The sequence below is a fragment of the Ruegeria sp. ABV3_008 genome (genome assembly GCF_056161185.1).
Map to the genome: position 1 here is coordinate 167,597 of NZ_JBSWYP010000004.1, position 12,340 is coordinate 179,936.

12 protein-coding genes are annotated in these 12,340 nt (G+C 52.5%); 6 read left to right on the forward strand and 6 right to left on the reverse strand.

Annotated elements, in window-relative coordinates; all coding sequences use genetic code 11:
* The first annotated feature begins 255 nt into the window (after positions 1–255).
* A complete protein-coding gene (locus ACXAH8_RS09265; protein ID WP_475217791.1) occupies positions 256–1,506 on the forward strand; it encodes a cytochrome P450 in 1,251 nt (416 codons plus the stop codon).
* Between the two features lie 63 nt (positions 1,507–1,569).
* Here ACXAH8_RS09265 and ACXAH8_RS09270 read toward each other — a convergent pair whose 3' ends face one another.
* From ACXAH8_RS09270 to ACXAH8_RS09280, 3 genes are all read right to left on the reverse strand, one after another.
* A complete protein-coding gene (locus ACXAH8_RS09270) occupies positions 1,570–2,706 on the reverse strand; it encodes a response regulator (protein WP_475217792.1) in 1,137 nt (378 codons plus the stop codon).
* A 402-nt stretch (positions 2,707–3,108) separates the two neighbouring features.
* Complete coding sequence (locus ACXAH8_RS09275; protein WP_475217793.1) at positions 3,109–3,849, reverse strand: acyl-homoserine-lactone synthase; 741 nt, start codon at positions 3,847–3,849, stop codon at positions 3,109–3,111.
* A gap of 95 nt (positions 3,850–3,944) precedes the next feature.
* Positions 3,945–4,262 carry a hypothetical protein gene (locus tag ACXAH8_RS09280; protein WP_475217795.1) on the reverse strand — a complete coding sequence of 106 codons (318 nt, stop codon included), beginning with the start codon at positions 4,260–4,262 and terminating at the stop codon, positions 3,945–3,947.
* 143 nt (positions 4,263–4,405) lie between these two features.
* Here ACXAH8_RS09280 and ACXAH8_RS09285 point away from each other — a divergent pair, with 143 nt between their 5' ends.
* On the forward strand, positions 4,406–5,347 hold the full coding sequence (locus tag ACXAH8_RS09285; protein WP_475217796.1) for a response regulator: 942 nt from the start codon (positions 4,406–4,408) through the stop codon (positions 5,345–5,347).
* Positions 5,348–5,697: 350 nt separating this feature from the next.
* Here the strand turns inward: ACXAH8_RS09285 and ACXAH8_RS09290 are convergent, their stop codons facing one another.
* Together ACXAH8_RS09290 and ACXAH8_RS09295 are read right to left on the reverse strand one after the other, a co-directional pair.
* Positions 5,698–5,925, reverse strand: a complete 228-nt coding sequence (locus tag ACXAH8_RS09290; protein ID WP_475217797.1) for an Arm DNA-binding domain-containing protein — start codon at positions 5,923–5,925, stop codon at positions 5,698–5,700.
* A gap of 836 nt (positions 5,926–6,761) precedes the next feature.
* The gene (locus ACXAH8_RS09295) at positions 6,762–7,178 is read right to left on the reverse strand and encodes an HIT family protein (protein WP_170470012.1); all 417 of its coding nucleotides are present in this window, start codon (positions 7,176–7,178) and stop codon (positions 6,762–6,764) included.
* Positions 7,179–7,485: 307 nt separating this feature from the next.
* Here ACXAH8_RS09295 and ctaD point away from each other — a divergent pair, with 307 nt between their 5' ends.
* The 3 genes from ctaD to ACXAH8_RS09310 all read left to right on the forward strand — a co-directional run bounded on the left by ctaD (position 7,486) and on the right by ACXAH8_RS09310 (position 10,425).
* Positions 7,486–9,144, forward strand: coding sequence for a cytochrome c oxidase subunit I (gene ctaD / locus ACXAH8_RS09300; protein WP_170470015.1), 1,659 nt, complete (start codon positions 7,486–7,488; stop codon positions 9,142–9,144).
* A gap of 145 nt (positions 9,145–9,289) precedes the next feature.
* Positions 9,290–9,889 carry a DsbA family protein gene (locus ACXAH8_RS09305; protein ID WP_475217799.1) on the forward strand — a complete coding sequence of 200 codons (600 nt, stop codon included), beginning with the start codon at positions 9,290–9,292 and terminating at the stop codon, positions 9,887–9,889.
* 44 nt (positions 9,890–9,933) lie between these two features.
* Positions 9,934–10,425 carry a DUF2244 domain-containing protein gene (locus ACXAH8_RS09310; protein ID WP_170689929.1) on the forward strand — a complete coding sequence of 164 codons (492 nt, stop codon included), beginning with the start codon at positions 9,934–9,936 and terminating at the stop codon, positions 10,423–10,425.
* A gap of 12 nt (positions 10,426–10,437) precedes the next feature.
* Here the strand turns inward: ACXAH8_RS09310 and ACXAH8_RS09315 are convergent, their stop codons facing one another.
* A complete protein-coding gene (locus ACXAH8_RS09315; protein WP_170457931.1) occupies positions 10,438–10,923 on the reverse strand; it encodes a GatB/YqeY domain-containing protein in 486 nt (161 codons plus the stop codon).
* A gap of 182 nt (positions 10,924–11,105) precedes the next feature.
* Here ACXAH8_RS09315 and carA point away from each other — a divergent pair, with 182 nt between their 5' ends.
* Positions 11,106–12,272, forward strand: a complete 1,167-nt coding sequence (gene carA / locus ACXAH8_RS09320; RefSeq protein WP_475217800.1) for a glutamine-hydrolyzing carbamoyl-phosphate synthase small subunit — start codon at positions 11,106–11,108, stop codon at positions 12,270–12,272.
* Positions 12,273–12,340: the final 68 nt, after the last annotated feature.

Sequence of the window (12,340 nt, forward strand, 5' to 3'; positions counted from 1 at the left end):
AGGTTCTGGTGTGAGAGGTTGAAAAATTTTTGTTGCGCAAATGCAGTTTGGGGCGCCCAAAATTGACGATCTCGTTGCTAAGTGCATTTTTTTTTATCTTAATGTGCCAGAAAGAAGGAGAAAATCTAAAAGGGTTGGGGTTTGACTGCAGTTGAATTTACGAAGTTGGGACAGGGCGCTGTCGCTCCTGTTTCGGCTAGGCTTGCAAAAAAGCCGGTGACACTGCTTCAGTTTGCAAGGTCCGCTGGTCGAAACATGTTTGAAGTCATCCCGGCCGATACTTTGCGTGAAACTTATGTTCGTGGGCCTTTGAACATACACTATATCTGCGATCCTGAAATAATAACCGAGTTACTTGTCGGGCAGGGCCGTTCGTTTCCCAAAGCCAAGTTCACTAAAGACATTATTGGATCGGCTGTAGGCAACGGGTTGATACTCTCTGAAGGGGAAAAATGGCGTCAGCAGCGGCGTAGGTATTCTCCACTATTCGCCGCCAGGAACCTCCCGGTTCTGACTCGGCATTTTGCAGAGACTGGTGTCGAGATTGCAGATTCATTGGCGGAACACGAAGGCCCCGTAGATGTTGCACAAATTGCGCCTGCATCAACGTTGACGAATATTTCTAGGGTGATTTTTTCGGGTAACAAGAAAGTCAGTTCAGAGCAAATACGCGTGGGGCTGATCAAGTATTTTGAGTACATTTCTGATTTGTCTCTTTTCGATTTAATGGGTTTGCCAAAATGGGTGCCGCGCAAGAATTGGCTACGCAGCCTGGCCCCGGTCACCAATATGCGAAACCTCGCCAGACAGGTTATTGATCAGCGTCGCTCCGAATGCCGCAGCGAGCCACAGGATTTCCTCGATTTCATGATTGAGGCGTTAAAAACAGATTTCGAGGATGAAGCGACAACCGTTGACAACCTTTTAACCTTTGTCGTCGCTGGTCATGAAACTTCCGCCAACGCTCTGGCCTGGGGGTATTATCTGCTGGCGTTGCACCAAGATATGCAAGCTATGGTTAGACAAGAAATTCGGTCGGTTCGCCCAAAAGGTCCAATGGAGTTTTCTGACCTGGAGGCAATGCCACTCCTGCGCGCCCATGTAAAAGAGACGCTGCGGCTTTACCCTTCAGCCGCGTTCTTTGCTAGAGACGCATCTGCCGACCTCGAAATCAAAGGGGTAAAGATTGCAAATGGTGACGCGCTGTTCTTTCCAGTTTACTCTTTGCACAGAAACGAAAAACTATGGGATGCTCCTGACCACTATCGACCGGAACGGTTCTTGGGATCTGCACTATCTCGAGGTCAGTACATTCCATTTGGAGATGGTCCCAGAATCTGCATAGGTGCTCAGTACGCTGAAACTGAAATCATGGTACTTATGGCTTCGGTGCTCCGTCGAATAAATTTTTCGATTACAGAGTCTCAATTACCAGAACCAGTTTTGACATTCACCATGCGTACCAGTGGCCCACTCATCCTCAATGCCGAACGGGCTCGCGAATAAAGTTGATATCTAAACTACATTGCCTAACCTTTGATCGACGTCAGGCCTGACGATAGAATTAGCTTACTGCCGGCGAGTGAGGTAAGTGTTATCGCCGTACAGCTCATGTAAGACTACATCAAACAATCTATCGTCGACCATTTCTTTGCGATGCGGTGTGGGCTCTGAAAATGTGGAAGAGGTTGTAACCAGGCCCTTTCTGAGATTGGCCTCGCGATGATTCACTTTTTTGATAGCCATGTCCAAAGAAGCGAATGCTCCAACCTTCGTAAAAGAACGAAGCGATACCGGTGTACCTTTCACCACTTTAAGATGGACAGATGCGCAGCGGTTGCTGAGAACAGTCCCTAGTTCTTGGTTTAGGAAAGCTTCGGTCGGAATATTCTGGGTGCGTTCCCGCCCATGTGTAACAACGAGAAATGTGCCACTCCCGCGATAGGAATAGATTCCCCCAACAGCCTGTGTTGTTCTTTCAATGCAGAATCCAATGTCGGAAACAGATCGCCGAAAATCACCAAAATTCCCCAGATCAAAGTGATACTCGGCGTCACGATATTTGATTGCGGTGACCCAGGTGTCAAATCGACGCCTCCGTGAAAGCTGCTCGACATAGTTGTCGAATTCGACATACCCCAAGCATTTTTCCTGCTCGTCGATTGACAAAGGATCCTTAAAATTGAATTTCTGGTTGAATTCCAATTCACTGCGAAGATTTTCTATCGACACCGATGAGGATTGGGTTTTCTTTCTCTCCATCATCAGAAGGTGAGCAGCGTTCATACGGCTGCGCAATTCAAAGAAGTCGAAGGGTTTAGTCACATAATCAAACGCGCCTTCCAAAAATGCCTTCTCGATGTTCTGCCTGTCATCCAGTGCAGTCAGCATTATGACAGGTGTTTCCAGATTTTCCGGCAGGTTTCGGATTTGTGAAAGCAACTCTATCCCTGAGGTTCCGGGCATCTGAATGTCAACAAGCATACAGTCGAACGGGGATTCTGCTGATTCTATCATCCCAAGCGCTTCATCAGCTGAACTGGCAGCAGCCACATTGCAGTTTTCGAGTTCAGGAAGTGCTGACTGGAGCAATTTCAAAATGTCAGGATCATCATCAACCGCCAGTACAGTAAGTGCGGTCTTTCTTTGTGCTCGATGCTCTAAATTTCTTTGGAACCGATCACTGCCAATTGTGGAATGTCTCATAACTGGTGAACCACCGATATCCTCATAACGGGATAAACTTATGAGGAGAGTGGGTCGAAACAGCGGCAAAAATGGAGAAAGTCTTCGTAGAAAGGGGCTTTTTCTTGACCTTTATTTGGCGCCAACGGCCTCAACAACGAATTGCCAGTTTTTGTTGTGAACTAGCGTCGCTTTCTCTTAACCTTTTTTTTCGGCAATCTGTTGGCGCTAAATGGCAGTCTACGATCGCAAAACTACGGGATTGAACAACGTTTGGAAGTCTACGCATCGCCTCTGGAAACCCCACGAAAATGCAATACAGCCGAGTTTTCCCAATAGTCTCAAAATCAACCTTAGTTGCAATGAAATATGCGTCGGGCGTCCAAGAGAAAATAAGACAATCTAGTGGGTGAGGTGTTCCATTTACTTTTGGATATTGAATAAAACCGACTGACTGATGGTGCCATCGATGGAAAACTTTGCGCCGACAGGCGAGGCATTGATGCCCAGTCGCCGTGACCACCGCGCCCAGACTGACGGGACGATGCCCAGGATGCTGGTTGCACCACCTTCCATCGCGACAGTAGTCATCTGGTGAAACAACTCCTGTTGAACCGGAAGCCTGCGTGACGATGCAACATCCTTTGCCACGAAGAAACGGGATGCTTCCCAAACAGAGCGCTTTACCGGGGCGTCAATAAATAGAACGTCAGATGGTATTCCTTTAAGGATACCTCTTTGCGCGTCGCGCAGCATATAACTATATACCCCGCACTCTGCGGTCGTGGGCAGAAGTCGCACACCTCCTAAGACCTCACCGAACTCATGCAACACAACCCATCGACAGGCTGGCGTGTCGTATTGGTCAAATTCCATACCGTCAGCTTCACCAACTTGCCACTTTAACTGGTCAATGAAAATTGATTTTCTCGTTTCAAGGTATTTTGTCAGAAGGTTGCCATGCTCGGAAATATTGCGAAAATTAAGTGTAGTCGCGCGAATATGGCCAATATTGCCTCGTGGCATTGGCGGACTGCTATTGACAGCAAAAATTTCTAGTCGCGCCACAGTATTTGGTGCGCCTAAAGTGCCGTTAGCAGGTGTTAGTTCCGGAAGCTTCTCCGGGACCGGGTATGTTTGCTTATACCTGAGTGGTTGGTCCATATTTTACTCATACTTCTGACACACTTATGGCAAGATTCAACTCAGCTAGTCCACAACCCTATGCGGTAGTTGCCCGAATAGATGGACAGGTGTGTCTAAATCTCCTCCCTTCCTTTGATTACCTTCGCTGACTGACCAAAAACTTTAGAAAGTTCTTGGCTTCTATTTTCTCCCGCAGGTTCCGTTTTTTTCCCATGTCTGGCAACACTTTGAAAAAAATACAGCTTCTCTGTTGTATTCATTTCAAATTCTCGATGGATCAGGCGCTGTTTAGCTATCCGATAGTATTTCGAGGCCGTCGTGACGGCTGATAGGAGCAAAGATAAAATGGCATCAAGAATTGGAGGGATTTGCTTTTCAGTATGCGCTCTCGCACGGGAAGGATTGTACAAATTAAAAAAATGTACAAACATAAGGAAGCCCACCTTATGTCACCGTTTTGCCGCCTTCGTAAGAGAGGCTGAGAAAATCCTGAGTGTATCATTCGCGAGCCAACCGTTGCCTGAAGTCTGCAATGCCCAACGTTTGGTGAGATGTAAAAGGTTGGTGAAAAGTTATGCGTATACTTGCTGTAGACGACGATCCTAGCATCCTGGAGTTGCTGGATAGAGTTCTAGACGCGTTCGGTTATAAAGACGTTGTCACCGCCAGAAGTGGGCCAGAGGCCATTGAAATACTGTCACGACCTAACGAAGCGTTCGACTGCTTGCTACTAGATGTGCAGATGCCGCAAATGAACGGCATAACTCTTTGCGAAGAAGTGCGAAAATTACCAGAGTACACGTACACGCCCATTATCATGGTGACCGCCATGGTGCAAAAAGAGTACATCGACGAAGCATTCGGAGTTGGGGCAACGGACTACGTTACAAAGCCTTTTGAGTTCTCTGATCTAAAGCAGAGGTTGTCTGACGCCTATAGAATGGCAGCGGAACGCAGAGCCGCAATCGAAGTGCTGGAAGCTGAAGCGGATTTTGAGTTGTGTTTTGGCAATAGTCCGAACGTTCGCTTAAGTGATCCGCAATGTTTCGGAGATGTGCCCGGTTTCATTGGGTTAGCTGAATTTGAGAACTACGTAATTCAGCTTTCGACGATGCACTCTATGGCTGCAAAGCTTGTGGCGGTGAAATGCATAGAAGCCGAACAAATCTATGAGACGAGCACGGTCAGTGAATTCCGTAGTGCCATGACTTTAGCTGGTACCGCGCTTCTGACAGCCAATCAGCAAGGGCGCAAAGTGGCGACCTATTGGGGAAATGGCATATTCTTGATGATCTATGACAATCAAATTGATTTGAGTGTGGACCAGTTGGGTGCTCCGCTTCCCGAGTTATTGAAGGAAATTTCCGGTGACACAACTTCAGGTCGGCCAATTGGCTTCCAAGTTAGCGAAGAAGTTATGCTTAAAGCCAAAACCAAGATGGAGGCGTTGTTCTTGATAGACAAGGCCGTCGAAATGGCTGAAATGTCGGAGGATCGAGCGGCGAATATCGCTTGAAAGACTGCATATATGGATGGTGATTAAGACCAGGCTGTTGGTGCAAAAAATACACTAGCACGCCCTGAGTTTTTCATCTTGCTGGTTGAAATAGATCCGCGCGCTCGTTCATCAGACGTTCAACCTTTGTGCTTTTGGCCTACTTTGTCCGATCTCAGTGCCTACCCGGCGGCGGCAACTCGGAGAAAGAACCTGTAAGCTTCTTCTCGAAATTTGATCTGATGCGAGATCTGGCGTATTCGCCTTTCTCTAATTTCCTGAAGGTATCTTTCGCGACCACGGTCAAAGCGTGATCGGTCTAAGCAGCTTCCCGGCGTATCCGTTCTTGTTCTTTGATGGGGTCTTTGCCTTTACGGGCTACGGGCCGCCATTTCTCGGCTTCCTCGCGCTTCCTTCAAAGATACGGCTGACAAAGCCCCCAAACCCATCTCTCTACGACGCCCGTGGACATGTACTCGAAGGAACCACTTACCACCTTCACCATTATTTTTGTGCAACCAGAGGCCCCCGCCGTCCGAGTATTTGCCGGGTTTGGCATTCATTACCTGCAATGATGATAGCTTGTTGAGCGCTGGCATTGGTCCACCCTATGGTCCACCTTCTACTGTGAGACACAGTGAACCATCCTGCGACGAATGTAATCTAAGTTTTTATGTTTTGCAGTGGTTTAGAACAATTCCTGAGGCAACCTGAAACGGACAGAAATATGCGAGTTCAAGTCTTCAATGCATCTCGACCGCACCAAAAAAACAATAGCTTGGCCGTTTCCCCTCAATGCCGCGACTAATCTTTGTAACTGAAAAGTAGCTTTGCGTCCGTCTTTGACGGATCACCATTGCCGCGCCTTTGTTTTCTGACTGTCGCACAACAAAACGACTTTAGCTCCAAGAAGGTTGTCCCAGGCACCCAGATACGCGATCTTGTTTGGAAGGCTGAAGTACCGGCGGCGCATTGCAATAGGGTAGGACTAGAGCCTCAAGGCACTATTGTCCGCAACCGCGTTCGTCGCACTCTTTTCCTATTGGCTATTGGTCCCGAGCCTAGCGCATCAAATGCCCTGATCGAATCGCCGAGACGCCCAAATCCACGTACAATCCCTACGCACGCGCCCCTCTGTTTCCAAGCTGCAGCTATCGGTCATTTCAACCCTGCAATATTCGACGGCAATTGTGGCCATTTAAGTAAAAGCTTAACCAAATTCCACTAAACCGGCATACATTCGCCCGGTTAAAGAGTAACATTGTCCTACCAGTCTTGAGTGAGTGGTATGTTAACCGGTAACCCGGATCTGCTCCGGTGACCCGTAAAGTGTATGAGTACGAGTCTGCCGTTCCGACCCCAAATCGGAACGGCAATTTCGTTCCGGGCTATGTTTCAGGCGCCTATGGCGGTCCAATACCCGAATGCTCTAAGCTTAGAGCGCGGCCTTGATTTGCTCAGCGTGTTTGGCGATCGCTTCGAAATCCCCCATCTTGCCAGGTGCGCGCAGGGGTTCACCTTCATGTCGAGGCAGAATGTGAAAATGCAGGTGGAAGACCTCCTGCCCGCCTGCGGCTTCGTTGAATTGCTGAATCGTCACCCCACCGGCGTCGAACGCCTGCTTGGCAGCACGTGCCAGTTTCTGAACGGTTGCCATAACGGCATTCAACTGCTCGGGCGTCGCATCCAGCACATTGCGGCACGGAGTTTTCGGAATGACCAGGAGATGACCATCGGCGCGAGGCATGATGTCCATAAACGCCAGCGTCTCATCATCTTCGTATACGCGGGTCGAGGGGATCTCTCCTCGCAGGATTTTGGCGAAAATATTGTCCGGATCATATGCTGACATGTCGGGCCTCTGAAATTGCAATGGGTTCAAAGGAGTTCTGCGGTTCGAACGTGCGTCGGTCAAGGCGGAACTCGGCCGATTCAGGCCAACGAACCTGCGCGACCTCTTGAAAGAAGAAATGAAATAGCCAGATTCGAGCCACTCATGATCTGAATTCGCGGCGCAGCGCTCTGCCCGCGACAATTATTCTTGATCCAGATCAAACTCGGCCATTGAAGGCAACCTCAACGCAATCTAAAACCAGCAGTAATCGCGCGCACCGGAGAGGTCTGGTTGCGCGGCGTAGTTGCAACAGGAGGCACCTAAAATGGCAGACGCAGCCATTCATGGCCACGATCATGAAGACGAGCGCTCGTTCTTTCAGCGCTGGTTCATGTCGACCAACCACAAGGACATCGGGATTCTCTACCTGATCTTCTCGGCTATCGCCGGGTTCATCTCGGTGGCAATGACCGTTTACATGCGGCTTGAGCTGATGCACCCCGGTGTTCAGTACATGTGCCTGGAAGGCTTCATGGCCGATCCATGTACGCCAAACGGCCATCTGTGGAACGTGATGATCACCTATCACGGTGTTCTGATGATGTTCTTCGTTGTCATCCCCGCCCTGTTTGGCGGATTTGGCAACTATTTCATGCCGTTGCAGATCGGCGCGCCGGATATGGCGTTCCCGCGGATGAACAACCTGTCCTTCTGGCTGTACGTCGCTGGTACCTCTCTGGGTGTGGCTTCGCTGCTCAGCCCCGGCGGTAACGACCAGCTGGGTTCAGGCGTAGGCTGGGTTCTATATCCACCGCTGTCCACGACTGAGGGCGGCATGTCCATGGACCTCGCGATCTTCGCCGTTCACGTTTCGGGCGCGTCATCGATTCTGGGCGCGATCAACATGATCACCACCTTCCTGAACATGCGTGCCCCAGGCATGACCCTGTTCAAGGTGCCGCTGTTCAGTTGGTCGATCTTCGTCACTTCCTGGCTGATTCTGCTGTCGCTGCCCGTTCTGGCCGGCGCGATTACCATGCTGCTGATGGACCGCAACTTCGGCTTTACGTTCTTTGATCCGGCCGGTGGCGGTGACCCAATCCTGTATCAGCACATCCTGTGGTTCTTCGGCCACCCGGAAGTGTACATCGTGATCCTGCCCGGCTTCGGCATCATCAGCCACGTGATTGCAACCTTCGCACGCAAGCCGATCTTCGGTTACCTGCCGATGGTCTGGGCAATCATCGCGATCGGTGTTCTGGGCTTCGTCGTTTGGGCGCACCACATGTACACCGTTGGCATGTCGCTGCGTCAGCAGGCCTACTTCATGCTGGCCACGATGGTTATCGCAGTTCCGACCGGCGTTAAGGTGTTCTCGTGGATTGCCACCATGTGGGGCGGCTCGATCGAGTTCAAGACACCGATGCTGTTCGCCTTCGGATTCCTGTTCCTGTTCACCGTAGGCGGTGTGACCGGTGTGGTTTTGTCGCAGGCCGGTATCGACCGTGCCTATCACGACACCTATTACGTCGTGGCACACTTCCACTATGTGATGAGCTTGGGTGCCGTCTTCGCGATCTTCGCTGGCGTCTACTTCTACTTCTCGAAGATGACCGGTCGTCAGTACTCGGAGTTCTGGGGCAAGGTTCACTTCTGGATGTTCTTCATCGGCGCCAACCTGACCTTCTTCCCGCAGCACTTCCTGGGCCGCCAAGGCATGCCGCGCCGCTATATCGACTACCCTGAGGCATTCGCTCAGTGGAACTTCGTGTCATCGATCGGTGCATTCGTGTCCTTCGCTTCGTTCCTGCTGTTCTTCGGAATCGTGTTCTACGCCCTCTTCCGCGGCGCAAAGGAAACACGTCCGAACCCATGGAACGAATACGCGGATACGCTGGAATGGACCCTGCCCACCCCGCCGCCCGAGCACACGTTCGAGCAACTGCCAAAGCAGGAAGACTGGGACAAAGGCCACGCGCACTAAGCCCGAGCTGAGAAACAAACAAACCCCGCCATCCCGGCGGGGTTTTTCTTTTCGCACTCACCTTTTGGAACAACACATCGCCAGATCGGGCAAAATAGGCTATTCTGGTAAGGGAAACTCATCCGGCAATCCGGGGAGGGTCCAGATGCCCGAAATTGACTTTTGGTATTCGATCGGCAGCACATACAGCTTTCTGACGATCATGCGCCTTGATGATTGGTGTGCCGAAAACGACGCCTCTGTGCGTTGGCGTCCGTTCAACGTGCGCAGCGTGATGTCCGAACAGCAGAACGTACCCTTTGCCGGTAAGCCGGTGAAATCTGCCTATATGTGGCGCGATATCGAACGCCGGGCGGCCAAGTATCACATCCATGCCAAACTGCCCGCGCCCTACCCTATTTCGGACCTGCCTCTGGCCAATCAGATCGCCCTACTCGGGATGAGTGAGGGTTGGGGTAAGGATTTCACCCAGAACCTCTATCGGATCTGGTTTGAAGACGGCGTCGAGGCGGGCAGCGAGACCGCTCTGTCCGAGGCCCTTTTGCGGTGCCAGCAAGATCCCCGCCTTGTACTTTCCCGCGCGCGCAGCACCGATGCCGTCGCGGCGCTAGAGGCTGAGACAGAACACGCAAAACGCCTCGGGGTTTTCGGCGCACCCAGCCTTGTCGTCAGAGGCGAGGTATTCTGGGGCGATGACAGATTGGACGATGCGCTTTCCTGGGTCCGGGTTGGCCATGTCGTTTGATCTTTAACCTTAGACAGCACATAACTTTGCGCTAGTTTTCCGCTATGCCCTATCAATGGAATCATACATCGGACACCGAACAGGAATTGCGCCTCTGGCCGCATAACTCATTGCCTCCGCGTGGCGCGATGATTGTGATTCTGTCGGTTTTCACCTTCGGTCTTATTCCCGTTCTGGCCATGCTGGGATCGGTAGTCTTGTGGGGGTTGCTGCCCTTCCTGTTGCTGACAGTTCTGGGCCTGTGGCTCGCGATCCAGACGAACTACCGAGCGCGCAGCGCGGTCGAGGTTCTAACCCTCAGCGGCTCACAGGCGCGTCTGATCCATCAGTCACCGGGAAAACAGCAGCAGGAATGGTCTTGCAACAGGTATTGGGCCCGCCCCGAGATGCACGAAACCGGTGGGCCAGTGCCGCACTACGTGACCCTGATCGGAGCTGGTCGCGAGGTCGAGATTGGCGCGTTTCTGTCCGAGGATGAGCGGATCACCCTCTATGACGACCTGATAGCAAAACTGCGCGGACCGGCCGCGCAGTAAAGGGGTTCAGTCTCAGCAGTCGCCGTTCGAGGCGGCGCACAGATGGTCTTTGACCATCGGACCGACCTTGCCGAAATCCATCTGACCGGTGTAGCGCGTCTTCAACTCGCCCATCACCTTGCCCATATCGCGGATCGAGCCCGCGCCAGTCGCGGTGATGGCGGTCTGAATCGCTTTCGAGACCTCATCTTCATCCAGCTGCTTGGGCAGGAATTCCTCGATCACCGAGACTTCCAGCAATTCCCGTTCCGCCAGATCCAGACGTCCGCCCTCTTCATACGCGCGGGCGCTTTCCTTGCGCTGCTTGGTCATTTTACCAAGAATTTCAAGAACCTCGGCGTCGCCGCAGCCCTTGGCTTCTTCGTTTTGCGAGCCGCGTGCGGCGATATCGCGATCCTTGATCGCAGCATTGATCAACCGCAGAGTCGACAACCTTTCAGCGGCCTTGTCTTTCATCGCTTGCTTCAGGGCGGCATTCACCCGTGATCGCATATCCATATGGTTTGTCCATCCCCATGACAAAGGAACCCCGAACATATCCAAACAAAAAGCGTGATACAACAGGGGGCGAATACCGATAAGCTATTGAAAAACAACAATAGCCTAAAAAATGATCAGACTTGACCCGAACGTGTAACCCCCTTAGGTATGCGCCGATTTACCTATAGGAGAGTTGCGCCATGGCCCAGAACGCCCCGTCCAAGCCCACCGCATGTCTGGCTTTGGCCGACGGAACTTTGTTCTACGGAATGGGCTTCGGCGCCACCGGACAGACCGTGGCCGAGCTGTGCTTCAACACTGCCATGACCGGCTACCAAGAGATCATGACCGACCCCTCCTATGCCGGGCAGATCGTGACCTTCACCTTCCCGCATATCGGCAATGTCGGCGTGAACCCCGAAGACGATGAAACCGGTGATCCGGTGGCTGCGGGCATGGTCGTCAAATGGGACCCGACCGAGCCATCGAATTGGCGCTCAGCTGAAGAGTTGAAGGGCTGGCTGGAGCGTCGTGGCCGTATCGCGATCGGTGGCGTCGACACCCGCCGCCTGACCCGCGCGATCCGCCAGCAGGGTGCGCCGCACGTCGCATTGGCCCACGACCCCGAGGGTAATTTCGACATCGAAGCTCTGGTTTCCGCCGCACGCGGCTTTGCCGGGCTTGAAGGGATGGACCTCGCGAAAGACGTCACCTGCGCCCAAAGCTACCGCTGGGATGAGATGCGTTGGGCCTGGCCTGACGGCTACCAACGGCAAGAGGCCCCTGCCCACAAGGTTGTAGCACTTGATTTTGGCGCAAAGCGCAACATCCTGCGCTGCCTGGCGTCGGCCGGATGTGACGTGACCGTTCTGCCCGCAACTGCCACAGCGGGCGAGGTTCTGGCCCATGAGCCTGATGGCGTCTTCCTGTCCAACGGCCCCGGCGATCCGGCGGCCACAGGCGAATATGCCGTACCGATGATCAAGGAGATCCTCGACACCACCAAGCTGCCGGTGTTCGGTATTTGCCTCGGTCACCAGATGCTGGCCTTGGCGCTTGGCGGGCAGACCGTCAAGATGAACCACGGCCACCACGGCGCGAACCACCCGGTCAAGGATCTGGAAACCGGCAAGGTCGAGATCACCTCGATGAACCACGGATTCGCGGTGGACGCGCAGTCACTGCCCGACGGCGTGGTGGAAACACACCGTTCGTTGTTTGACGGCTCCAACTGCGGCATCCGCATGACCGACCGCCCGGTGTATTCGGTTCAATACCACCCCGAGGCCTCCCCCGGACCGCAGGACAGTTTCTACCTGTTTGAACGTTTTGCCAGCGCGATGGCGGACGCAAAAGCACAGGCGTAAACACAAAAATTCCGTGTGTTTATCAGAGTTAACCGCGCGTTAACCTTAGTCGTTCAACCCTGACGCCA

Bases quoted from the DNA above. Each gene is read 5' to 3' on its own strand.
- ACXAH8_RS09265 (WP_475217791.1), top strand. From the start codon at position 256: ATGTTTGAAGTCATCCCGGCCGATACTTTGCGTGAAACTTATGTTCGT.
- ACXAH8_RS09270 (WP_475217792.1), bottom strand. From the start codon at position 2,706: ATGAGACATTCCACAATTGGCAGTGATCGGTTCCAAAGAAATTTAGAG.
- ACXAH8_RS09275 (WP_475217793.1), bottom strand. From the start codon at position 3,849: ATGGACCAACCACTCAGGTATAAGCAAACATACCCGGTCCCGGAGAAG.
- ACXAH8_RS09280 (WP_475217795.1), bottom strand. From the start codon at position 4,262: ATGTTTGTACATTTTTTTAATTTGTACAATCCTTCCCGTGCGAGAGCG.
- ACXAH8_RS09285 (WP_475217796.1), top strand. From the start codon at position 4,406: ATGCGTATACTTGCTGTAGACGACGATCCTAGCATCCTGGAGTTGCTG.
- ACXAH8_RS09290 (WP_475217797.1), bottom strand. From the start codon at position 5,925: ATGCCAGCGCTCAACAAGCTATCATCATTGCAGGTAATGAATGCCAAA.
- ACXAH8_RS09295 (WP_170470012.1), bottom strand. From the start codon at position 7,178: ATGTCAGCATATGATCCGGACAATATTTTCGCCAAAATCCTGCGAGGA.
- ctaD (WP_170470015.1), top strand. From the start codon at position 7,486: ATGGCAGACGCAGCCATTCATGGCCACGATCATGAAGACGAGCGCTCG.
- ACXAH8_RS09305 (WP_475217799.1), top strand. From the start codon at position 9,290: ATGCCCGAAATTGACTTTTGGTATTCGATCGGCAGCACATACAGCTTT.
- ACXAH8_RS09310 (WP_170689929.1), top strand. From the start codon at position 9,934: ATGCCCTATCAATGGAATCATACATCGGACACCGAACAGGAATTGCGC.
- ACXAH8_RS09315 (WP_170457931.1), bottom strand. From the start codon at position 10,923: ATGGATATGCGATCACGGGTGAATGCCGCCCTGAAGCAAGCGATGAAA.
- carA (WP_475217800.1), top strand. From the start codon at position 11,106: ATGGCCCAGAACGCCCCGTCCAAGCCCACCGCATGTCTGGCTTTGGCC.